Origin of the sequence: Micromonospora craniellae, from assembly GCF_014764405.1 — a bacterium.
GTDB lineage: Bacteria > Actinomycetota > Actinomycetes > Mycobacteriales > Micromonosporaceae > Micromonospora > Micromonospora craniellae.
The window spans coordinates 5,959,886-5,982,741 of the sequence record NZ_CP061725.1 but is presented as its reverse complement, the minus strand read 5'-3'; the positions used below and the strand labels follow the sequence as shown (position 1 = coordinate 5,982,741).

Annotated in this window: 17 protein-coding genes; 8 read left to right on the top strand and 9 right to left on the bottom strand. The window is 72.2% G+C overall.

What is annotated here, in order from left to right:
• Nucleotides 1-110 precede the first annotated feature (110 nt).
• The 3 genes from tnpC (at nucleotide 111) to ID554_RS33285 (ending at nucleotide 3,436) form a co-directional block, all read left to right on the top strand.
• The gene (gene tnpC / locus ID554_RS27125; protein WP_117231431.1) at nucleotides 111-1,571 is read left to right on the top strand and encodes an IS66 family transposase; all 1,461 of its coding nucleotides are present in this window, start codon (nucleotides 111-113) and stop codon (nucleotides 1,569-1,571) included.
• 148 nt (nucleotides 1,572-1,719) lie between these two features.
• Nucleotides 1,720-2,292, top strand: a complete 573-nt coding sequence (locus tag ID554_RS27120; RefSeq protein ID WP_147333493.1) for a hypothetical protein — start codon at nucleotides 1,720-1,722, stop codon at nucleotides 2,290-2,292.
• Nucleotides 2,285-3,436 carry a DNA alkylation repair protein gene (locus ID554_RS33285; RefSeq protein ID WP_199489241.1) on the top strand — a complete coding sequence of 384 codons (1,152 nt, stop codon included), beginning with the start codon at nucleotides 2,285-2,287 and terminating at the stop codon, nucleotides 3,434-3,436. The genes ID554_RS27120 and ID554_RS33285 overlap by 8 nt, the downstream gene beginning before the upstream one ends.
• Nucleotides 3,437-4,046: 610 nt before the next feature.
• On the opposite strand, the gene ID554_RS27110 is transcribed toward ID554_RS33285, so the two are convergent.
• Nucleotides 4,047-5,081, bottom strand: coding sequence for a hemolysin family protein (locus ID554_RS27110; RefSeq protein ID WP_117228911.1), 1,035 nt, complete (start codon nucleotides 5,079-5,081; stop codon nucleotides 4,047-4,049).
• Nucleotides 5,078-6,430 carry a hemolysin family protein gene (locus ID554_RS27105; protein WP_117228910.1) on the bottom strand — a complete coding sequence of 451 codons (1,353 nt, stop codon included), beginning with the start codon at nucleotides 6,428-6,430 and terminating at the stop codon, nucleotides 5,078-5,080. The genes ID554_RS27110 and ID554_RS27105 overlap by 4 nt, the downstream gene beginning before the upstream one ends.
• 192 nt (nucleotides 6,431-6,622) lie before the next feature.
• Here ID554_RS27105 and ID554_RS27100 point away from each other — a divergent pair, with 192 nt between their 5' ends.
• From ID554_RS27100 to ID554_RS27085, 4 genes are all read left to right on the top strand, one after another.
• Nucleotides 6,623-7,081, top strand: coding sequence for a GNAT family N-acetyltransferase (locus ID554_RS27100; protein WP_117228934.1), 459 nt, complete (start codon nucleotides 6,623-6,625; stop codon nucleotides 7,079-7,081).
• A 188-nt stretch (nucleotides 7,082-7,269) separates the two neighbouring features.
• Nucleotides 7,270-12,732, top strand: coding sequence for an ATP-binding protein (locus ID554_RS27095; protein ID WP_117228909.1), 5,463 nt, complete (start codon nucleotides 7,270-7,272; stop codon nucleotides 12,730-12,732).
• 83 nt (nucleotides 12,733-12,815) lie between these two features.
• Nucleotides 12,816-13,667, top strand: a complete 852-nt coding sequence (locus ID554_RS27090) for a phosphotransferase (protein WP_199489240.1) — start codon at nucleotides 12,816-12,818, stop codon at nucleotides 13,665-13,667.
• Nucleotides 13,668-13,675: 8 nt separating this feature from the next.
• Entirely contained in the window at nucleotides 13,676-15,940 is a 2,265-nt protein-coding gene (locus ID554_RS27085) for a glycoside hydrolase family 95 protein (RefSeq protein WP_117228908.1), read from the top strand.
• A 250-nt stretch (nucleotides 15,941-16,190) separates the two neighbouring features.
• On the opposite strand, the gene ID554_RS27080 is transcribed toward ID554_RS27085, so the two are convergent.
• Complete coding sequence (locus ID554_RS27080) at nucleotides 16,191-16,847, bottom strand: ThuA domain-containing protein (RefSeq protein ID WP_117228907.1); 657 nt, start codon at nucleotides 16,845-16,847, stop codon at nucleotides 16,191-16,193.
• Nucleotides 16,848-16,943: 96 nt separating this feature from the next.
• Nucleotides 16,944-17,210: a hypothetical protein gene (locus tag ID554_RS27075; protein WP_117228906.1), complete on the bottom strand. Its 267-nt coding sequence runs from the start codon at nucleotides 17,208-17,210 to the stop codon at nucleotides 16,944-16,946.
• Nucleotides 17,211-17,427: 217 nt separating this feature from the next.
• Between ID554_RS27075 and ID554_RS27070 the strand changes: the two genes are divergently transcribed.
• The gene (locus ID554_RS27070) at nucleotides 17,428-18,384 is read left to right on the top strand and encodes a LysR family transcriptional regulator (protein ID WP_117228905.1); all 957 of its coding nucleotides are present in this window, start codon (nucleotides 17,428-17,430) and stop codon (nucleotides 18,382-18,384) included.
• Here the strand turns inward: ID554_RS27070 and ID554_RS27065 are convergent.
• The 5 genes from ID554_RS27065 to ID554_RS27045 are packed head-to-tail and all read right to left on the bottom strand — an operon-like array spanning nucleotide 18,345 to nucleotide 22,854.
• Nucleotides 18,345-19,547, bottom strand: a complete 1,203-nt coding sequence (locus ID554_RS27065) for a vWA domain-containing protein (RefSeq protein ID WP_117228904.1) — start codon at nucleotides 19,545-19,547, stop codon at nucleotides 18,345-18,347. The genes ID554_RS27070 and ID554_RS27065 overlap by 40 nt on opposite strands.
• Nucleotides 19,544-20,485 (bottom strand): SRPBCC family protein, encoded by a 942-nt coding sequence (locus ID554_RS32575; protein WP_117228903.1) that lies wholly within the window; start codon nucleotides 20,483-20,485, stop codon nucleotides 19,544-19,546. The genes ID554_RS27065 and ID554_RS32575 overlap by 4 nt, the downstream gene beginning before the upstream one ends.
• Nucleotides 20,469-21,404, bottom strand: a complete 936-nt coding sequence (locus ID554_RS27055) for an AAA family ATPase (protein WP_117228902.1) — start codon at nucleotides 21,402-21,404, stop codon at nucleotides 20,469-20,471. Before ID554_RS27055 ends, ID554_RS32575 begins: the two co-directional genes overlap by 17 nt.
• Entirely contained in the window at nucleotides 21,401-22,012 is a 612-nt protein-coding gene (locus ID554_RS27050; protein ID WP_223884277.1) for a nucleotidyltransferase family protein, read from the bottom strand. The genes ID554_RS27055 and ID554_RS27050 overlap by 4 nt, the downstream gene beginning before the upstream one ends.
• On the bottom strand, nucleotides 21,985-22,854 hold the full coding sequence (locus ID554_RS27045) for an XdhC family protein (protein WP_117228900.1): 870 nt from the start codon (nucleotides 22,852-22,854) through the stop codon (nucleotides 21,985-21,987). Before ID554_RS27045 ends, ID554_RS27050 begins: the two co-directional genes overlap by 28 nt.
• Nucleotides 22,855-22,856 lie beyond the last annotated feature (2 nt).

The following is a 22,856-nucleotide window of genomic DNA, read 5'->3' as shown; positions in this document are numbered from 1 at the left end:
GGCCACTCCGGGTGGTGGCCGTGAGTGGCTGTCTGTGATTGACGGGCTGGGTCGATCTTGACGGTGTGTCGATGCGCGGCCGGGTGCGATCGATGTGTTGTGATCGGTGGGTGCCGGGCTTGGAGGAGTTGTCGCGCGAGGAGTTGATCGGACTCACGCGACGGCTGATCGTTCAGGTGGAACAGTTGACCCAGGCGAACCGGGAGTTGACTGATCGGGTCGCGCGGTTGGAACGCCTGGTGTCGCGTAACAGTGGGAACTCGGGGATGCCGCCGTCGAAGGATGATGATCCGGGACGGACGCCGCCGGCGGAGGTGTCCACGCCGGTGCCGGCAGCCGGTGCTGGTAAGCGGTCGCGGGGTAAGCAGCGGGGTGCGCCGGGTGCGCAGCTGTCCTGGTCACCGTTTCCGGACGGCATTGTGGATCATTTTCCGGGCGGGCCGTGTGGATGCGGATCGGATCTGGCATCGGCGGCTGATCTGGGGGTTTACGCCTCGCATCAGCAGGTCGATGTGCCGGCGATGACGGCGACGGTCACCCAGCATGATCGGCACGCGGTGCGCTGCGGGTGCGGGGCGATGCACGTGGCGGCCCGCCCCGAGGGGGTGCCGGACGCAGGCGTCTCGTACGGGCCGAATCTTCAGGCGTGGTGCGTCTATCTGATGGTGGTGCACGCGATTCCGGTGGCCCGGTGCGCTGACCTGGTCGCCGCGTTGACCGGCTCGCGTCCGTCGGACGGGTTCGTCCACGCGTTGATCGGCCGGGCCGCGGCGGGGGTGGCCGAGTCGAACCGGATCATCCGCACGCTGATCGCCCTCGCGCATGTGGTCTCCTGCGACGAGACCCCGATCCGGGTCGGTGCCCGCAAGGTCAAGAAGTACCTTCTGGTCGCCTGCACCCGCCTCTACACCTGGTACCTGCTCGGTGACCGCAGCCTCGACACGTTCAAGGTGTTCGTCCTGCCGGACCTGACCGGGGTGGTCGTGCACGACCGTTACCAGAACTACGACGCGAAGATCTTCGCCCACCTGGTCCACCAACTCTGCGTAGCCCACCTGATCCGCGACTGTCAGGACGCCGCCGAGACCTACCCCGACGCGCACTGGCCGATCCAGATCCGCCAGGCGCTACAGGGACTCGTCCACGCCGCGAACCTCGCCCGCGCACAGAACCTGCCCGCGATCGGCGAACACATCGCCGGCCCGCTGATCGACGCCTACCGGCACGGCGTGCGGATCGGGCTCAAGGAGGTCGCCCGGGTGGACGGCCGTAAACAGCCGAAACACCGGGCACTGCTGGAAGACCTCCACGACCGAGAAGCCGACATCCTGCGATTCACCACCGACCTGCGCATCCCACCCACGTCGAACCAGGCCGAACGCGACCTACGGCCCGCGAAGACCCAGCAGAAGATCTCCGGACGGCTCACCAGCGAGAAGGTCACCGAACACCGCTACGCCATCCGCGGTTACGTCTCCACAGTGACCAAACACGGCGCGGATGTCATGACCGCCATCCGCGACGCCATCCTCGGCCGACCCTGGACACCACCCGCCTGGGCACCCGGCTAACCCACCACGAGCAACGACCGCCACCACCCATCACACACTGCCACCAACGGCTACGTCATGGAGTGGCCCTGAATGCTTACTGCCCATGTCCACGAGATCCGCGAGTCGGCGTGAGAGCGTGGGCGGGGTGATGTGCTCTCCCGACTTCGTGAGCAGTTCCCTGAACGAGCGGTGGTCGCAGAAGATGATGTCCCGCATGATCACCAGGCTCCACGGATCACCGAGCAACTCCACCGACATCCAGCACATCCACATTCCCCGAGTTCTCTTTGTCCGGGAAACCGTCGCTGTCACGCAGTTGCGCGATTGTCAGGGGCGAGCGCTCGCTGCGATCTGGTCCACCCTGCAGACCCAGGGCGAGGCGTCATCCGAGCATGCATACGTGCGATACCACTCCGTCGACGAGACAGAGATGGATGTCGAAGTAGGGCTACCGGTGGACGACACGATCATCGGTGACGACACCGTCTCCGTGGGTTCCCTCCACAAAGGGCCGGCACTCACCCACCTGCACTTCGGGAGCCATCAGCGCCTCGGCGGGGCATACGCCGCCCTGGCCGAGGGCGACAGTGCCGGGCTCGTTCCCGTAGGTGCGCCATGGGAGACGTACCAATGGTTCAAACTCGACAGCACACCGAACCCCACAGATTGGCCCGCCCAGGAGACCTGGCGCACCATGCTGGTTCAGCCCCTCGCACCGGACAACCAGTCGCATGGGTGAACCGGACTCCCCCGACGCGATCATCACTCGACTCCGCGAGTTGGCCACCCCGGACGAGCGGGAGAGAACCAGCAGGCGGATACCCATCGATCAGGTCATCGGCGTCCGCATGAAGTTCGTGTTCGATCTCGCGAAGTCGTTGCGGTCCACCTCACTCGACGACGTGCGGACGCTACTGAGAAGTGAATGGTATGAAGCACGCCTCGTCGCGGTGTGCATCCTCGACTTTCGCGCCCGAGCGCGCGCCATCTCCGCCGACGACCGAAAAGCCCTCTTCGACCTGTACCTCGCCGAGCACGAACACATCGACAGTTGGGACCTCGTCGACCGCGCGGCCCCTCGTGTCGTGGGTGACTACCTGCTGGGAAGGTCCCACGCACCGCTCTTCATGCTCGCCCACTCACCGAGCGTCTGGGAACGGCGCACCGCGATCACCGCAGCCTTCCAACTGATCCGGGCCGGAGAGACCGACACCCCCATCAAACTCCTCGATCTGCTGCTCGACGATCCAGAACGCTTCGTACAGACCTCCGTGGGTGTAGCCGTCCGAGAACTGCGGCGCGCAGCGCCCGCAGAGGCGGACGCCTTCCTCGCTTCCCACGGTCACCGGCTGACGGCGACCACCCGGCGACTCATGGCAGACCGCCGCAAGCCAACCCCGGCGGAGGGCAGCGACCCGGTGGCACTGCGCCGGGAAGCGGTCGTCGATCAGGTCGCCCACCACGGTGACCTGACCACCGGCGGCGATGACCTGACGGACCAGCCGCAGCGTGTACCACCATCGCTGAGTCGGCGGCCCGCCGACGGCTACCGCGTCCGGGCAGCGGGCCAGGTCGACCCGGAGGCAGCGGCCGGACGCCTCGCCGAGCAGGAGCGCGAGGGGCGCCGAGCAGGACGCCTCGGCACCGGGGCACCAGGTGTGCGGCGGGCCGGGACGACCGGCGCGGGCACCGTCGAGCGACACCGTGGCCGTCCGGCCGTCGAGGCTGACCTCGACTGCCAGGGTGTACGGATCGACCCTGGACCGGTCCGGGGCGGTCCGTCCTACCGGCGGGTGGAACCGCGTACCCGGGCTCGGCGCGACGGCGAGCCCCGCCGGGCGGGGCCGAACGGCGGTGTGGGCGGGCAGTTCCTCGGTGTGTGATGGCGAGAAGCGGTCGGTCAGGGTCAGTGCCGGGGCGGAGGCGTCCGGCGTCAGGACGGCGACCTGACGTCCCGACGCGGCCGGCAGCGCCGGATCGGCGTCCGGGGACGGATCGGGACCTGCCCCGGGCGGAGGTGTCGGGCGGGGGCCACCACGCAGCACCGCCACCGCGAGGGCGAACAGGATGACTGCGCTGAACACACCGGCGGCCCTGGTCAGCGGCGTGCCCGGTGGAAACGGCGTCGGGGCGGCAGCCTGGGCCGGACCGGCCGGCAGGAGCACGGTCAGCACGAACGTGCCGAGACCCGAGACGGCGACCCGCCGCAGTCGTCGCACCCCTGCTTCCCCTCCGGCCGAGCCGCCCCGGCCGGCAGTGGTTGCCGGTCGGCCGTGGCGCGGGGACGGGGACCCCGACCCGCCCCGCCGCACGGTGCCCAGAGCCTGTCAGCCCGGACGGGAAACCGGTAGTCCCCGATCACCTCGGCGCAACCGACCCGGTTCGTCCCCCGACCGCCCTCCGAACAGGGACGGTCCGCCACGTCCCCCGACCACCGGCGACCCTGAGTTTGGCCGGGTCGCCGGTGGTCGGAGTGCGGTGAGACGTGTCCGGTCAGCGGGTGGTCACGTCCTGGACCTCGCCGATGAGTTCCTCGACGATGTCCTCGAGAAAGATGACGCCGGTGGAACCGCCGTCGGAGTCGAGGACCCGGGCCACGTGGGCGCCACTGCGCCGGATCGCGGCCAGGGCGTCCTCCAACTCGCTGTCGCGCCGGACCGACGCGAGCCGACGGACCCGCTTCGCCGGGACCGGGCTGGTCCAGGCGTCGCCGGTCAGGTCCATGACGTCCTTGATGTGCAGATACCCGCTGGGCTCCTCGTCGTTGCTGAGCAGGTAGCGGGAGTATCCGTGCGTGGCCACCGCCCGCTGGATCTCGGCGGGCGTCACCGTCGTCGGCAGCACCACCAGGTCCGTCAGCGGCACCTCCACGTCACCGACGGTCTTGCCGGTGAACTCGACGGCCGCGGTGAGGGCGCCGTTGCCGTCGACGAGCACACCCTCGCGGGTGGACTGCGCCACGATGGTGGCCACCTCGTCGAGCGTGTACGTGCTGGTGGCCTCGTCCTTCGGAGTGACCCGGAACAGTCGCAGGATGCCGTTGGCGATCCCGTTCAGGCTCCAGATGATCGGGTTGAAGATCCGGGCGACCACCACCAGCGGCGGGGCGAGGATCAACGCGGCCCGGGTCGGCACCGAGAACGAGATGTTCTTCGGCACCATCTCACCGAACACCACGTGCAGGAAGGTGACGAGCACCAGTGCCACGACGAACGCGAGCACCGAGACCATGCCGGGCGACAGCGGGGTGTTCGCCAGCGGGATCTCCAGCAGGTGGTGGATCGCCGGCTCGGAGACGTTCAGGATGAGCAGCGAACACACGGTGATACCGAGCTGGCTGGTGGCCAGCATGAGGGTGGCGTGCTCCATGGCCCAGAGCGTGGTCTGCGCCGCCCGACTGCCGGCCTGCGCCTTGGGTTCGATCTGGGACCGCCGGGCGGAGATCACCGCGAACTCGGCGCCGACGAAGAACGCGTTGACCACCAGCAGGATGAACAGCCAGACGATGCCGGGGAGGTAGGCGCTCATCGGATCGCCCCTTCCTGGCGGTCGTCGGCCCGGCGGTCCGCGCCGGACTCGTCGGTCGTCTCGGTGGGCACGTACCGCAGCCGGTCGGCCTGGACACCGTTGAGATGTTCGACGCGGAGCAGGCCGCCCTCGATGGCCACCTCGTCACCGACTTTGGGGAAGCGGCCGAGGTGGGCGGTGACGAAGCCGGCGACGGTGTCGTACTCCTCGTCCTCGGGGACCACGATCCGGGCCCGTTCGAAGATCTCGTCCGGGCGGAGCGAGGCGTCGAAGTAGACCGACCGGCCCCGGCGCCGCATGACGGTGCGGGCCCGGTCGTGCTCGTCCTCCAGATCGCCGATGATCTCCTCGACCAGGTCCTCCAGGGTGACGATCCCGGCGGTGCCGCCGTGCTCGTCGTAGACGACCGCGAACTGCAGGCCGCCGCCGCGCAGGGTCGGCAGCAGCACGTCGAGGTGCATGGTCTCGGGTATCCGCGCCGGCTCGACGACGAGGTCCTGCGCCCGCACCCCGGCGCGCTCGGTCGGCGGGATCGCGAAGGCGCGCTTGACGTGCAGCACCCCGACGATGTCGTCGACGTCCCGGCCGATCACCGGGAACCGGGACAGGCCGGTCGCGGTGGCCCGCTCGATGATCTCGTTGGCGGTGGCCGAGGCGTCGACCGCCGTCATCCTGACCCGGGGCGTCATCACGTCCGACGCGTCGTGCCCCGCGAAGCGCAGCGTGCGGTCCAGCAGCGTGGCGTGGTCCGGGTCCAGCACGCCGGCCCGGGCCGAGTGGCGCAGCAGCGAGCTGAGTTCCTCGGCGCTGCGGGCTCCGGAGAGCTCCTCCTTGGGCTCGATGCCGAAGGCCCGGATCACCGCGTTGGCGGTGTTGTTGAACAGCAGGATCACCGGCTTCAGCACGGTGGTGAACAGCGCCTGGAACGGCACCACGAACTTCGCCGTCTGCAACGGCACGGCGAGCGCGAAGTTCTTCGGCACCAGCTCACCGATCACCATCGAGAAGAGTGTCGCCAGCAGGATGCCGACGATCGCGCCGACGGCGGTCACCGCCCCGTCCGGTACGCCGACCGCGCCCAGGGGGTCGGCCAGCAACGAGCTGACCGCGGGTTCGAAGGTGTAACCGGTGAGCAGGGTGGTCAGCGAGATGCCGAGCTGTGCGCTGGACAGGTGCGTCGAGGTGATCTTGAGTGCGGCGATCGTCGGACCGAGCCGCTTCTCGCCTCGGGACTGGCGCGCTTCGAGTTCACCCCGGTCCAGATTGACCAAGGCAAATTCGGACGCCACGAACATGCCGGTGCCCACGGTGAGCAACAGGCCTATTCCGAGCAGGATCCATTCAGACACGAGTCAGCCCCTGTCGCGGGTCGACGGCCGTACGGGCGACCGGGACGACGAGGGGCCTCGGACTATGATGCGGAAGATCATCCATGAGCAGCAGAGAGTAGTCGGTCACGCTGAGAGCATGCTGAAAAGGGGGCCCACCGACGGGACGGAAACCGGTCGTCGGTTGAACGGGTGACCCACTACGGTGCGCTCGTGCGATTGGTGCAGATCACTCCGGAGAACTACGAGGCGGCACTCGCCCTGTCCGTACGCCCGGACCAGCAGGACCTGGTCTCGCCGGTGGTCAAGTCGCTGGCCGAGGCGTACGTCTTCCCCGAACACGCCTGGCCCAGGCTGATCCATGACGGCGACCGGCTGGTCGGCTTCGTGATGGCCTTCCGGGACATCCCCTGGGACCCGGCCGTCGACCCCGACGACCGGCGCTCGGGCCTGTGGCGGCTGAACATCGCGGCCGACGCGCAGGGGCGCGGTTACGGGCGGTTCGCCGTCGAGGCGGTGTGCGCGCAACTCCGCGCGGACGGTGCGACCCGGGCCTACGTCACCTGGGAGCCGCGAGCCGGGGGGCCGGCGGGCTTCTATCTCCGGCTGGGCTTCCGCCTGACGGGTGAATGCAGCGGCGGCCAGACCGTCGGCGTCCTCGACCTGGCCTGACTGCCTCGCCGCAGCCGCCGCCACGTAGGCGACCGCCAAAAGGTTTTGTGGGGTTCCCACAACTCGGGCTGGCCAGGGTTCGGCGGTTACGACATGGCGCTGGTTGCCCGTAGGCAGAAGGGTGATCTGTGCGGGGGCCACCGTGCCCTGACGCGTGTCGCCGTAGGTCTACCGGAGGGGTCCGTCGGGTGTTCAGCCGTATCGCCATCGTCAACCGTGGTGAGGCCGCGATGCGGCTCATCCACGCGGTCCGGGAGCTGGCAGCGGAGACCGGCGTCCGCATCGAGACCGTGGCCCTGTACACCGACGTCGACCGTACCGCCACGTTCGTCCGCGAGGCGGACATCGCCCACGACCTCGGACCCGCCGCCGCGCGTCCGTACCTGAACCTCGCGACGCTGGAGCGGGCGCTGGTGGAGACCGGCGCGGACGCCGCGTGGGTCGGTTGGGGCTTCGTCGCCGAGGATCCGGCCTTCGCGGAGCTGTGCGAGAAGATCGGGGTCACCTTCGTCGGGCCCAGTCCCGACGCGATGCGCCAGCTCGGCGACAAGATCGGCGCGAAGCTGCTCGCCGAGCAGGTCGGTGTGCCAGTGGCGCCGTGGAGCCGGGGCGCGGTCGAGACGCTGGACGCCGCCCGCGCGGCGGCCACCGAGATCGGCTACCCGCTGATGCTGAAGGCGACCGCAGGCGGTGGCGGACGCGGCATCCGCGTGATCACCGACGAGGCGGAGCTGGCCGACGCGTACGAGCGCACCAGCCAGGAGGCCGCGCGGGCCTTCGGCAGCGGTGTGGTGTTCCTGGAGCGCCTGGTCACCGGCGCCCGGCACGTCGAGGTCCAGGTGATCGCCGACGGTCAGGGCACCGCCTGGGCGCTCGGCGTCCGGGACTGCTCGGTGCAACGCCGCAACCAGAAGGTCATCGAGGAGTCGGCGTCGCCGGTGCTCGGCCCCGAGCAGACGGCCGAGTTGAAGACGTCGGCCGAGCGGCTGGCCGTGGCGGTCGGCTACCGGGGCGCGGCGACCGTCGAGTTCCTCTATCACCCGGGCGACCGGCTGTTCGCCTTCCTGGAGGTCAACACCCGCCTCCAGGTCGAGCACCCGATCACCGAGGCCACCACCGGGTTCGACCTGGTCAAGGCCCAGTTGCACGTGGCCTCGGGCGGGCGGCTCGCCGGCCGGCCGCCGGTCGAGCGCGGGCACGCCGTCGAGGCCCGGCTCAACGCCGAGGACCCGGACCGCGACTTCGCGCCCTCCCCCGGCCGGATCGCCCGGCTGGACCTGCCGGCCGGCCCGGGCATCCGGGTCGACACCGGCGTCAGCGAGGGCGACACCATCCCCGCCGACTTCGACTCGATGATCGCGAAGATCATCGCCTACGGCCGGGACCGGGACGAGGCCCTGGGCCGGCTGCGCCGCGCGATGGCCGACACCACGGTGATCATCGAGGGTGGCGCGACGAACAAGAGCTTCGTGCTCGACCTGCTCGACCAGCCCGAGGTGATCGACGCCAGCGCGGACACCGGCTGGATCGACCGGGTCCGGGGCACTGGCGGGCTCGTGACGCACCGGCACTCCGGCATCGCGCTGGCCGCCGCCGCCATCGAGGCGTACGAGGAGGAGGAGCGCGTCGAGCGGCAGCGGCTGCTGGCCACCGCCTCCGGCGGGCGTCCCCAGGTGCGGCACGCCAGCGGGCGGCCGCTGGACCTCAAGCTGCGGGGCGTCACGTACCGGATGCGGGTGGCCCGCACCGGCGCGCAGCGGTTCCGGGTCGGCATCGAGGCGGGCGGCGCGGTGCGCACCGCCGACGTGGAGCTGGACCGCTTCGACCGGCACACCGGGCAGATCGTCGTCAACGGTGCCCGGCACCGGCTGCTCACCGGCACCCACGGCCCGGTCCACCTGGTCGAGGTCGACGGCGTGGCGCACCGGGTCAGCCGCGACGAGGGCGGGGTGCTCCGGTCGCCGATGCCGGCGCTCGTCGTCGCCACACCGCTGGCGCTCGGCGCCGAGATCGAGGCGGGCGCGCCGGTGCTGGTGCTGGAAGCCATGAAGATGGAGACGGTGCTGCGGGCACCGTTCCGGGCGCAGCTGAAGGAGTGCGCCGTCTCGGTCGGCAGCCAGGTGGAGGCCGGCGCGGCCCTGCTGCGGCTGGAGCCGCTGACCGACGGGGCCGCCGAGACGGTTGAGGCCCCGGTGGCCGCCGTCGAACTGGACCTGCCCACCCGGCCCGCGCAGCTCCCGGCCCGCCAGCGCGTCCGGCGCGGTCACGAGGACCTGCGCGGTCTGCTGCTCGGCTTCGACGTCGACCCGCACGACGGCGGGCGCGTGCTCGACGAGTACCTGGCCGCGCGGCAGACCGCCACCGAGGAGGGGCACCGGCCGCTGGCCGAGGAACTCGACCTCGTCGACGTCTTCGCCGACCTGGCCGAGCTGAGCCGCAACCGGCCGAGCGGCGAGGACGGTGAGGCCGCCCACGTACACAGCGCCCGGGAGTACTTCCACGCCTACCTGCAGAGCCTCGACGTCGAGCGGGCCGGCGTGCCGGACGCCTTCCAGGCCAAGCTGGCCCGGGCGCTCGGGCACTACGGCGTCGCCGAGCTGGACCGCGCCCCCGAGCTGGAGGGAGCCGTCTTCCGGATCTTCCTCGCGCAGCAGCGGGCGGCAGCCGACGCCACCGTCGTCGCGACGCTGCTGCGTACCTGGCTGCGGGAGCCGCCGCCGGACGAGGCGCTGCGCGAACCGACCGGCCTCGCGCTGGAACGGCTGCTGGCGGCGACGCAGGTCCGCTTCCCGGTGATCGCCGACCTCGCGCGCGGGGTCGCCTTCGCCTGGTTCGCCCAACCGCTGCTGCGCCGCAACCGGGCCCGGGTCTACGCCGAGGTCCGCCGGCACCTGCGGCACCTGGACACGCAGCCGGACGCGTCGGACCGCGCCGAGCGCATCGCGGCGATGGTCCGCAGCACCGAGCCGCTGGTCCGGCTGCTCGGCCAGCGGTTGCAGCGCGGCCACCTGGACAACACCGTGATGCTGGAGGTGTTGACCCGGCGCTACTACGGCAACAAGGGACTGACCGGGGTGGCCAGCCGCGAGGTGGCCGGCTGCCGCTTCGTGGTCGCCGCGCGCGCGGACTCCGACCTGGTCTCGGCCGCCGTCGGCTTCGACACGCTGGGCGACGCGCTGCGCGGACTCGCCGAGCTGGCCGAGAACGGCCCCACCGTCGACGCCGACATCTACCTGGCCTGGGAGAACCAGCCGGAGCGCTTCGACGCGATGGCGGCGGCGCTGCTGGCGATCCTCAACGCGCACCCGCTGCCGCCGCAGGTCCGCCGGTTGACCACCACCGTCGCGGGTAGCGGCGGGGCGGTGATGCACCACCACTTCACGTTCCGCCCGTCGGGCTCCGGGTTGGTCGAGGAGCGGCTGATCCGCGGCCTGCACCCGTACATCGCACAGCGGATGCAGCTGGAGCGGCTGCACAAGTTCGACCTGACCCGGCTGCCGTCGGCGGACGAGGAGGTCTACCTCTTCCAGTGTGTGGCCCGGGAGAACCCGTCCGACGAGCGGCTGGTCGCGTTCGCGCAGATCCGCGACCTGACCGAGCTGCGCGAGCAGGACGGCCGGCTGGTCGCCCTGCCGACCACCGAGGACACCGTGGCCGCCTGCCTCGACTCGATCCGGCGGGCGCAGTCACGCCGGTCGTCGAAGAAGCGCTTCCACACCAACCGGATCGTCATCTACGTCTGGCCGCCGAGCAGCCTCACCCTGGAGGAGATGGAGAACCTCGCCGCCCGGATCCGCCCGACCACGGCCGGCGCCGGGCTGGAGGAGATCCTGTTCATCGGTCGGCAGCGCAACCGGCGCACCGGCGAGCTGACCAAGATCGCGGTACGGATCTCCTTCGACGCCACCGGCGGTGCCGAGCTGACCGTCGGCGAGCCGCCGGTCGAGCCGGTCGAGCCGCTCGACGACTACCGGCTCAAGGTGCTGGGGGCGAGCAGCCGCAACACGGTCTACCCGTACGAGCTGACCCGCCTGCTCGGTGACTTCGTCGAGCACGACCTGGACGACGACCACGTGCTGGTGCCGGTCGAGCGACCGAAGGGCCGCAACCACGCGGCGCTCGTCGCCGGTGTGGTCACCACCCCGACCGTTCGGCACCCGCAGGGCGTGACCCGGGTGGTGCTGCTCGGCGACCCGACCAAGTCGCTGGGCGCGCTCTCCGAGCCGGAGTGCCGCCGCGTGATCGCCGCCCTGGACCTGGCCGAGCGGATGCGGGTGCCGCTGGAGTGGTACGCGCTCTCCGCCGGCGCCCGGATCTCGATGAGCTCGGGCACCGAGAACATGGACTGGGTGGCCGCCGCGCTCAAGCGGATCGTCGAGTTCACCCAGGACGGCGGCGAGATCAACATCGTGGTCGCGGGCATCAACGTGGGTGCGCAGCCGTACTGGAACGCCGAGGCGACGATGCTCATGCACACCAAGGGTGTGCTGGTGATGACGCCGGACTCGGCGATGGTGCTGACCGGCAAGCATTCGCTGGACTTCTCCGGTGGGGTGTCCGCCGAGGACAACTTCGGCATCGGCGGCTACGACCGGGTGATGGGCCCCAACGGGCAGGCGCAGTACTGGGCGCCGGACCTGCCCGCCGCGCGGGACGTGCTGATGTCGCACTACGAGCACACGTACGTCGCGCCGGGCGAGCAGGGACCGCGACCGGGCGCCACCACCGACCCCGTCGACCGGGACGTCTCCGACTTCCCGCACGCGGTGGCCGGCAGCGACTTCACGACCGTCGGTGAGATCTTCTCCCCGGTGGCGAACCCGGACCGCAAGAAGCCCTTCGACATCCGTACGGTGATGCGCGCCCTGTCCGACCAGGACCACCCGGTGCTGGAGCGGTGGGCCGGCATGGCCGACGCGGAGACCGCAGTGGTGCAGGACGTCCACCTCGGCGGCGTACCGGTCTGCCTGCTCGGCATCGAGTCGCGTGCGGTGCCGCGCCGGGGCTTCCCGCCCACCGACGGCCCGGACACGTACACCGCCGGCACGCTGTTCCCCCGCTCCTCCAAGAAGGCCGCGCGGGCGATCAACGCGGCCAGCGGCAACCGGCCGCTGGTGGTGCTGGCCAACCTGTCGGGCTTCGACGGGTCGCCCGAGTCGATGCGCAAGCTGCAACTGGAGTACGGCGCCGAGATCGGCCGGGCCATCGTGAACTTCCGGGGCCCGATCGTGTTCTGCGTCATCTCGCGGTACCACGGTGGGGCGTTCGTGGTGTTCTCCAAGGCGCTGAACCCCCGCATGACGGTGCTGGCGCTGGAGGGCTCGTACGCCTCGGTGCTCGGTGGCGCCCCGGCCGCCGCCGTGGTGTTCTCCCGCGACGTCGACGCCCGCACGGCGACCGACCCCCGGGTACGGGACCTGGAGGCCCGCGTGGTGTCCACGTCCGGCGCCGACCGGGCCACGCTCAGCGCCGAACTCGACGAGCTCCGTTCGTCGGTCCGCGCGGAGAAGCTCGGCGAGGTGGCCACCGAGTTCGACCGGGTGCACAACATCGCGCGGGCGGTCGAGGTGGGCTCGGTGGACGCGGTCATCCGCGCCGCCGAACTCCGCCCCCGCGTCATCGCGGCGATCGGGGCGGCGGCGACCGAGTAGGACGGATCGTGGCGCAGCCGCCGGTGACCGGGGCCGGTCACCGGCGGCTGCGCCGTCGCGCCGCCCGCACGTAGGATCCGGCGGTGACCTCCGTACGCGACCGACTCTCCCTACCACAGCGGGAACTGCTGGACCGGTGGCTACCCGGTGCCACGGTGACCCGGGATCTCGGTTGGGACCTGCTGCCGAACACCGTGCTGGAGATCTCCCGGGACGGGGCGCGGTACGTCGTCAAGGCCGGTGGGCCCGAGGACCAGCACATCGCACGGGAACTGCGCGCCCACCACCACTGGCTGACGCCGTGGACCAGCCGGGAGCGCGCACCGGTCCTGGTGCACGGCGACGAGTCCGCCAGACTGCTCGTCACCCGCTATCTCCCCGGCGACCTGGTGCTCGACACCGCACACGTCGACGATCCGGCCGCCTATCGGCAGGCGGGCGAGTTGCTGGCCCTGCTGCACGCGCAGTCCACGGTCGTCGACGACGACCACGAGAGCCGGGAGAACGCCCGGGCGCTGGCCTGGCTCGCCGGTCCGCACCGCATCGCCCCGGCCACGGTGGAGCGGCTCCGCGCCGAGATCGCCGCCTGGCCGACACCAGCGGCCACGCTCGTGCCGACACACGGGGACTGGCAGCCCCGCAACTGGCTGGTCCACCAGGGCCGGGTGAGCGTCATCGACTTCGGCCGGGCCGCGCTGCGACCGGCGTACACCGACTTCGGACGGCTGGCCGTGCAGGACTTCCGCCGGAACCCGGCGCTGGAGGCGGCGTTCCTGGACGGGTACGGCACCGACCCGCGCGAGCCGGGGAGTTGGCACCGGACCCGGGTCCGCGACGCGATCGGCACCGCGGGGTGGGCGTACCGGGTGGGCGACGAGCGGTTCGAGGAGCAGGGCCACCGGATGATCCGGGACGTCCTCGCGGCGGCCGGGTAGCCCGCAGGATGCCGCGTGAACTCGACGGTCCGCCGGGCCGCCACCGCCTCTGGTACCAGCGGCCCGCCGCCGACTGGCAGTCCCAGGCGTTGCCGATCGGCAACGGTCGGCTCGGTGCCATGCTCTTCGGCGGGCCGGAACGGGAACGCGTCCAGTTCAACGAGCAGAGCCTGTGGGGCGGGGCCGACGGCTACGACAACGCCCTCGCCGGTCGGCCCGACGACGACTTCGACCTGAGCGACACCGGCTTCGGGTGCTACCGCCCCTTCGGTGACCTGCTGCTCACCTTCGACACGTCGACCGCTCCGGCCGCCGCCGACCCGTCGAGTCCGGCCGTCCGCGACCCGGTGGTCGACTACCACCGCGCGCTCGACCTGGAGTCCGGGATCCACACCACCGGTTTCGCCGTCGCCGGGCAGCGAGTCCGGCGGGAGGCGTTCGCCAGCCGCGCCGCCGACGTGCTGGTACTGCGCTACCAGGCCGAACGCGCCGGCCCGCTCGACTGCGACATCGCCCTCACCAGTGCGCAGGGCGCGCCGGTGACCGTCGATGCCACCGCGCGTACCGCCGCCTTCCGGGGCCGGCTGGGCAACGGCCTGCGGTACGCGGCCGGGCTGCGGCTGGCCGACACCGACGGCGTGGTCACCGCCGTGGGCGCGCGGTTGCGGGTACGGGCGGCGACCTGGATGACGCTGCTGCTGGACGCCCGCACCGACTACCGGTTGGACGCCTCTTCCGGGTGGCGTGGCGCGACGCCGGAACCGGCCGTCGAGGCCACCCTCGACGGCGCGGCGAACCGGTCCTACCCGGCGCTGCGCGAGACGCATCTGGCCGACAGCACCAGCGTGGCGCGGCGGGTCTCGGTGACCTGGGGGCACACCGACGACGAGATCGTCGCGCTGCCCACGGACGCCCGCCTGGCCCGCTACCGCGCGGGCGGCGAGGACGCCGCACTCGAACAGACCATGTTCGTCCTCGGCCGCTACCTACTGCACAGCTCCTCCCGGCCCGGCGGGCTCCCCGCCAACCTCCAGGGCCTCTGGAACGACAGCGACCGACCGCCGTGGGCCTGCGACTACCACACCAACATCAACGTGCAGATGAACTACTGGGCGGCCGAGACGGCCGACCTCAGCGACAGCCACCGCGCGCTGATCGAGTTCGTCCGTCAGGTGGCGGTGCCGAGCCGCGTCGCGACCCGCCACGCCTTCGGCGCCGACACCCGGGGCTGGACGGCCCGGACCAGTCAGAGCATCTTCGGCGGCAACGCCTGGGAGTGGAACACCGTCGCCAGCGCCTGGTACGCGCAGCACCTCTACGAGCACTGGGCCTTCACTCAGGATCTCGCCTACCTGCGCGACACCGCCCACCCGATGATCAAGGAGATCTGCGAGTTCTGGCAGGACCGGCTGATCGAGCGGGACGGCCGACTCGTCGCGCCGGACGGCTGGTCGCCGGAGCACGGTCCACGCGAGCACGGCGTCACGTACGACCAGCAGATCGTCGCCGACCTCTTCCAGAACTACCTGGACTGCGCCGAGACGCTCGGCGTCGACGCCGAACACCGCAGCGTCGTCGCCGACCTGCGGGCCCGGCTCGCGCCGCATCGGATCGGGCGGTGGGGCCAGCTCCAGGAGTGGCTGACCGACCGGGACGACCCGGACGACGTGCACCGCCACACCTCACACCTGTTCGCGGTCTTCCCGGGCCGCCAGATCACCCCCACGGCGACCCCGGACCTGGCGGCGGCGGCCCTGGTCTCGCTCACCGCGCGGTGCGGCGAGCGCGCCAGCGTACCGTTCGACGAGTCCACCGTGCGGGGCGACAGCCGCCGCTCCTGGACATGGCCGTGGCGGGCCGCGGTCTTCGCCCGTCTCGGCGAGGCGCAGCGGGCCCGCCACATGATCCGTGGCCTGCTGCGCTACAACACGCTGGACAACCTGCTCTGCGACCATCCACCGATGCAGCTGGACGGCAACTTCGGGCTCACCGCCGCCGTCGTCGAGATGCTCCTGCAGAGCCACCAGGGCACCATCCACCTGCTGCCGGCGCTGCCCCGGGAGTGGGCCGACGGGGCCTTCCGGGGCCTGCGCGCCCGCGGCGGCTACCGGGTCGACTGCACCTGGCGGGACGGCCGGGTCGTCGACTTCACGGTGGTGGCCGACCGGGCACCGCACCGCGACCCGGTCCGCGTCCGGGTCGACGGCGAGGACGTGTCCATCACGCCGACGGCTCCCGGGGCCGGTCCTGCGCCGGGATCAGCCCCTCGCTGACCAGCTCGACCCAGAGCGTGTCGGGGCACCGGTGCGGCGAAGAGAGCCGCGTTGTCGGCGACCTGCGTGGCGGTGTGGATCCCGACGACCACCGACACGACGGTCGGGTGGCGGGCCACGAAGACCATCGCCGCCTGCGGCAACGCCGTCCCGTGTCGCCGCCGCACCTGCGCGACGCGGACGGCCCGGTCGCACAGCGACGGCGGCACCGGCATCGTTGTAGAGCAGCCGGGAAGGTGTCGGCAAGGGGTCAGGTGGAGCCGTCGGGCCGGGGCACGCCGGTCACCCAGCGCAGCGCCCCGGCCAGATGCGCGCGGAACGTCCCGTCGGCGTACGCCTCGACGGTGTGCCCCAGTGCGGTGTAGAACGCCCGCCCGCCCAGCCGGTCGTGGCACCAGGCCAGCGGGTGGTCGACCCCGGTGCGCCCACCGTCGTACGTGGACTCGTCGACCCGCAGCAGGATCCGGGCGCGCGGATACGACCGGAAGTCGTACCACTCGTCCACCCATGGCCAACGGGCGGGCAGGTGGGCGGTGGCCGGATGATCGGGATCGGTCACCGTGACGGTGGCGGGCTGCACCTGCGGATGCCGGTCGAACCCGGCGCCCACCAACTCGCCGTAGAACGGCCAGTCGTACTCGGTGGCGGCGGCGGAGTGCACGCCGAGGAACCCTCCGCCCCCGCGCACGTACGCCTCCAGCGCCGTCCGGCCGGCGTCGGTGAGCACCGTGCCGTTGGTGTTGAGGAAGACGACCGCGGCGACGTCGGCCAACTTGGCACCGGTGAAGACGTCCGGATCCTCGGTCGCCACCACGTCCGGCCACAGGTCGCGCAGGGCCCGGACACCGGCCGGGATCGAGTCGTGCCGGTATCCGGTGGTCCGGGAGAAGACCAGGACTCGCCTCACGTGACTTCGCCACCCCTGCGACTCGACGGGTTACACCTCCAGGTTGCCGTACCCCGTCGTCGCCCGGCCCGGGTGGACCGGTCACGGCGGCGCGGGTCAGGGCGCCAGCGGTGCGGTCGACCCGGCGTCGAGCGCCTGTCGGGCCCGTTCGACGCCGGACCGGATCATCGTGCCGTACCCGTCCTCCGGAAGCGCGGCGAGGTCCGTCACCGCCAGATGGCGGCGTGCCTCGGTGGCGTCGCCGGCCCGGCGGTGGGCGTCGGCCAGGTTGAGCCGCAGCGACGGCAGGAAGGACCGCACCCGCAGTATGTCGTGGTGGCGGTCCATCACGGCGTCGTTCACGTCCGTCGTGGACTCTGACATGGTTGTCCCTCTGCTGAGTCGGTGACCGGTGGCGGTCCGCGGCGGGTGGCGCACCGGGCGGGTCGGCTGTCCCGCACCGCACCAGGTTGCGCCCTCGACCATGTCGAGGGTCAAGACGAGGCAGGGTTGGCGGCGACGCGGCGTAACAGGCATGATCGGGTTCGCTGCGAGGGACCGTCCGGATCGTGAGATCGGGGTGGGAGGAGGGACGACGTCGATGACCCCGGCACAGTTACGCGCGTACGTCGCGGTGGTCCGGATGGGCTCGGTCAAGCAGGCCGCCGCGCAGCTCGACGTCTCCGAGTCGGCCGTCTCGCTGCACATCGCGCAACTGCGCAAGGAGTTCGGGGACAAGTTGTTCTCCCGTACCGCCGTCGGGCTCGCCTTCACCCCCGGCGGTCTGCGGCTGGCCAGCCGCGCCTCGGAGCTGCTGGGCCTGCAGGACCGGACGGTGGTCGAGGTGACCGCTGCGGCACGGGGCCGCCGGATGCTGCGGGTCGCCGCCTGCAGCCTCTTCGCCGAACTCGCCGCGCCGGGCCTGATCGAGTTGTTCACCAGGCGCGCCGCCGACCTCGACGTCGAACTGAGCGTACGTGACGCGGGCGCCTTCGAGACGCTGCTGCTGACCCGCGCCGTGGACATCGCGATCGGGCCCCAGCCGCCGGTCGTCGACCCGGCGATCACCTGCCGGCCGGTGATGAACTACCGGCTCGTGACCGTCGTCGGACCGGACCATCCGCTGGCCGGCGTCCGGGCGTCGGCGGCCCAACTGCGCGAGCAGACCTGGCTGCTCGGACCGTCGGCCACCACCCAGTTGGGTGCGGTCCCGGCGATGCTGCGCCGGCTGGCCGTACCCGAGGACCAGCAGCAGATCTTCCAGAGCCACGCCGCCGCGCTAGGCGAGGCGAAACGGGGCAAGGGCGTCGCGCCCGCGCCCGCGTTCACCGTCGCGCCGGAGGTCCGCAACGGTGACCTCCTGCTGCTGGCCGGCACGCACACCCCCACCGAGGACGGCTGGCACTCGCTGCTGCTGGATGGCGCGGGCACGCCCTCGGCCGCGGCGGAACTGTTCCGGTTCGCCTCCACGTCCCGCGCCATCCAGGCGATGATGCGCGGCGCGGGCGTCAGCGTGGGTCACTTCAAACCAGCGGTCCACGTCACGCTCTGGAGCTGACCGGCGGCGTCCAGCAGATCCTGGAACGTACCGGCGGGCAGCAGCCGGTCACAGTAGGGCAGCGCGGCGGCCATGCCGGCCACCCGGGGGGCGAAGCCGGGGGCACCGGCGCGCGGGTTCAACCACACGATCCGGTGTGCCCGACGGCGCAGCCGGGCCATCGCGGCGGCGAGGTCGTCGGGCGGGTCGCTGTCCCAGCCGTCCGACCCGATCACCACCACGGCCCCACGGACGAGTTCGCCCTGGTGGGAGCCGAGCAGCGTACGCAGGTTGGTGGCGATCCGGGTCCCGCCGAACCGGTCGGTCACCGCCGCCCCGGCCCGGTCCACCGCCTCGACCGGCGAGGAGTGCCGCAGCACGGTGCTGAGCCGGGTCAACGTCGTCGCGAACGCGAACACCTCGGCGTCGCTGACCGTGGCGAACGCCCGCATCAGGTGCAGGTAGGCGGTCGCCTGGGCGCGCATCGACTCGCTGACGTCGCAGAGCAGCACCACCCGACGCGGCCGGCGGACCTGCCGTTCGCGTACCACCTCCACCGGCTCCCACCCGGTCCGGCGGGCCCGGGCCACGGTCGGCCGCAGCGCGATCCGCCGACCGGCCGGGCTGACCGTGTGCCGCCGGGTACGCCGGGTCGGCCAACGGTGCACGGCGGCCCGCAGAACCTCGCCGAGCAGCGCCACCTGCCCGTCGTCGAGGTCCTCGAAGGGCCGGTCGGCGAGCCCGGCGAGGGCGGCCGGGCGTCGCTCGGGCAGTCGCAGCGCCGCGTCGGACTCCTCCGCCTCGGCCACCGCCGGCGGCAGCGTCGCCCAGGGCAGTCCACCGCCCGACCCGGTGCTGTCGGTGGCGGCGGGCAGCGGCACGTGCACCTCGTCACGGCGGCCCGGCCCGGCCGCCGCCGCGCGGGTCAACGGCAGCGGCGGCGCGTCGGCGAAGACCGCCTGGAAGACGGCCTCGAAGGTGGCCAGATCGGCGTGCCGGCGCACCAGGCTGACCCGGGCGCTCCAGTACAACGTCGACCGGTCCGCCGGAGGCGCGGCGACGAGCGCCCGGACGAAGTCGTCGACCTGGGTGAGCCCGGCCGGGACGCCGGCCCGCCGCAACCGGTCGGCCAGCGCCACCGCGAACGCGGCCCGGTCGACGCCGCGCAGCACGCCGGAGGTCACCTGCGGGCGATGAACCAGGCGATCACCGCGCCGACCACGATGAGACCGACGACCAGCGGCACCACGCGCTTGGTGATCGACCCACCGGCGATGCTGAGCAGGTCCAGCGCCTCGTCGTCGCTGTCGGTCCGGGCCGGGGCGGCGGCGGACGGCGTGGACGTGGCGGCGCCCCGGGTCACGGGCGCGACGGATACCGGCGCCGGTCCGGCGCTCGCCGTCGCTGCGGCGGTCGCGGCCTGCCCGGTGGTCGCGGTCCCACCGCCGGTGGCGGTCTCCCCAGCGGTACCGGTCTCCCCCGAGGACGCGGTGTCCCCGGTGGCCGCGGTATCCCCGGTCGCGGTCTCTCCCGAGGTCGCGGGCGGCACGGTCGGTCCGGTGGTCGCCGTCTCCTCGACGGTCGTGGCTGCGGGCCCGGGCGAGGCGGTCGCGGAGCTCGACGTAGCCGAGGTGGGGCCGGCGTCGGCCGAGGCCGGGGTGGCGGCGGCGGTGGTCTCCTCGGCCGCCAGCTTGGCCTCCAGGTTCGTGACGAACTGGGCCAGCAGCTTGCCCGACACCTCCTTGATCATGCCGCTGCCGAACTGGGCCAGCTTGCCCGAGATGCGCAGGTCGGTGTCCACACTGACCAGGGTCCGGTCACCGTCGGGCCGCAGGGCGGCGGTCACCACGGCGGCGGCGTTCGCCGCCGAGCGGGCGTCGCGGCCCTTCGCGTCGATCACCGCACGGTACGCGGCGTCGTCCTTCTCGACGAACTGCGCGGTGCCGGCGAACTCGGAGACGACCGGGCCCACCTTGACCTTCACCTTGCCCTTGTAGACGTCGCCTTCGACGCCGGTGAGGCGGGCGCCCGGCATGCAGGGCGCGATCCCCTCCAGGTCGGTGAGGACCGCCCAGGCCCGCTCGATCGGGATGTTGACCACGAAATCATTGTTGAGCTTCACGACTGACTCTCCTGGTAGGTGCTGAGCACTGGCCCCCCTGGTATGTGCCGAGCACTGACCCTGCTGGGGGTGTGCCGAGCGCGGCGGCCACGGTGACGCGGTCGTCGGGGGTCTTGGCGATCGTGCCGATGGTCCCCAGGACGTCGTCCCCGGCGAGGTCGGCGGCACCGAGTACGGACAACGCGGCCACCCAGTCGATGGCCTCGGCCATCCCGGGCGCCTTGTCCAACTCCAGACCGCGTACGGCGCCGACGAACTCGGTCGCGGTGCGGATCAGCGGCTCGGTGGCGGTCGGTACCGCCCGGCGGACGATCTCGGCGGCCCGCTGCGGCGCCGGGAACTCGATCCAGTGGTACAGGCAACGGCGGCGCAGCGCGTCGTGCAGTTCCCGGCTGCGGTTGGAGGTGAGCACGACGATCGGCGGGGTGTGCGCGGTGAACGTGCCGAGTTCCGGAATGGTGATGCCGGCCTCGCCGAGGAACTCGAACAGCAGCGCCTCGAACTCGTCGTCGGCGCGGTCGATCTCGTCGATCAGCAAAACCGGCGGCACCGGCCCCGGGTGGCGTACCGCCCGCAGGATCGGCCGTTCCTGGAGGAACTCGGCGCTGAACAGGTCGCCGTCGGTCAGCCGCGAACCCTGCGCCTCGGCCAGCCGGATGGCGAGTAGTTGTCGCTGGTAGTTCCACTCGTAGAGCGCCTCACCGGCGGTCAGGCCCTCGTAGCACTGCAACCGGATGAACGTGGTGTCCATCGCCCGGGCCAGCGCCTTGGCGGCGGCGGTCTTGCCGACGCCGGGCTCCCCTTCGAGCAGCAGCGGCTTGCCGAGACGTACGGCCAGGAACAGGGCCATCGCCAGGCCGTCGTCGGTCAGGTAGTCGACGGCGTCGAGGCGGCGTGCGACGTCCTGCGCGTCCTTCACCGGGTCTCACCCGTCAGCAGTCGCTCGTAGTCGGCGCGGGTGTCCACGTCGATCGGCACCGGGCCGTCCACGGACAGTTCGGTCACCGGATGGCGGCCGGAGTGCAGCAGCTTCCACACGGCCTTGTCGCCGTGCAGGTCGGCCAGGTCGGCGAAGACCGCGCGGCCGAACCGGAACGGATGCCCCAGCCCGTCGGTGTACCGGCACACCGCCAGCGGGGTGTCGTCCGTGGCGGCGAGCCGCCGCACGTCGTCGGCGCGGACGCCGGGCTGGTCGCCGAGGAGCAGCACCAGCGCGTCGGCGCCCGGGTCGACCGCCCGCACGGCGGTGCTGATCGAGGAGCCGCAGCCGGTGCTGAACGCCGCGTTCTCCACCACCTCGCACCCGGTCAGGTCCACCCGGTCCCGGACCCGGTCCGCCGCGCCGCCGAGGGTCACCAGGAGCTGGCCGAAGCCGCACGAGCGGGCCAGGTCCAGGGTGGCGTCGAGCAGGGTCCGCCCACGGTAGGGCAGCAGTTGCTTGGCCTCGCCGAGGCGTACCGACGCGCCCGCGGCGAGCACCAGACCGGTCACGTTCACGGCTACCCGCCCGTGAAGCGTGCGAGGCATCCGGGGCAGCAGAACCAGTGGTCCTCGCCGTCCACCCGGGCGTGCGGGGTGTCCGGTCCGACGGTCACCGTCATCCCGCACACCGGGTCCACCGCCTGCCGGGGCCGCACCACGGGCGCGCCCGCAGGAGGGCGCAGGTCGTCGCACCGGACCGCGCGGACCACGTCGGCCATGATCGCCAGGGCGATCTCCGACGAGGTACGCGCGCCGATGGCCAGCCCCGCCGGCGCGTGCACCCGGGCACGTTCGTCGTCGGTCAGCGTCAGCTCGTCGAGCAGCGCGGCGGCCCGGGTACGGCTGGCCACCAGCGCCACATGGCCCACGCCCGCGTCCAGCGCGGCCCGGATCGCCTCCGGCTCGCCCTTGCCGAGACCGGCCACCACCACGGCGGTCGCGCCGTAGTAGTCACCGGCCTCGACGACCTCGAAGTCGAGGAACCTCGCCAGCGTCGCCACGGCGGCGCTGATCGGGGTGTTGCCGGCCACCCCCAGCACCGCCGCGGGCAGCATCGGCCGGAGGAAGATCTCGACCGCGCCGCCGGAATGGCACGGGTTCACCACCACCCGCGCACCCGGGGTGTCGGGGAAGGTGTCCGTGCCGTCCGGCAGCACCCGCAGCAGCAGGGTGTCGCCGTCGCGCAGGGTGTCCAACGCGGCGGCGCGGACCGAGCTCTCGGCGCACGCCCCACCGACGAAGCCTTCGATCGACCCGTCCGGCAGGATCACCGCGTCGTCGCCCGGCCGCGCCGACGTCGGTTCCTGCGCGCGGACCACCGTGGCGTGCACGAACGGCTCCCGGGCGGCGCTCAGCTCACGGGCGCGTTCGGCGATCGTCGTCGACACGT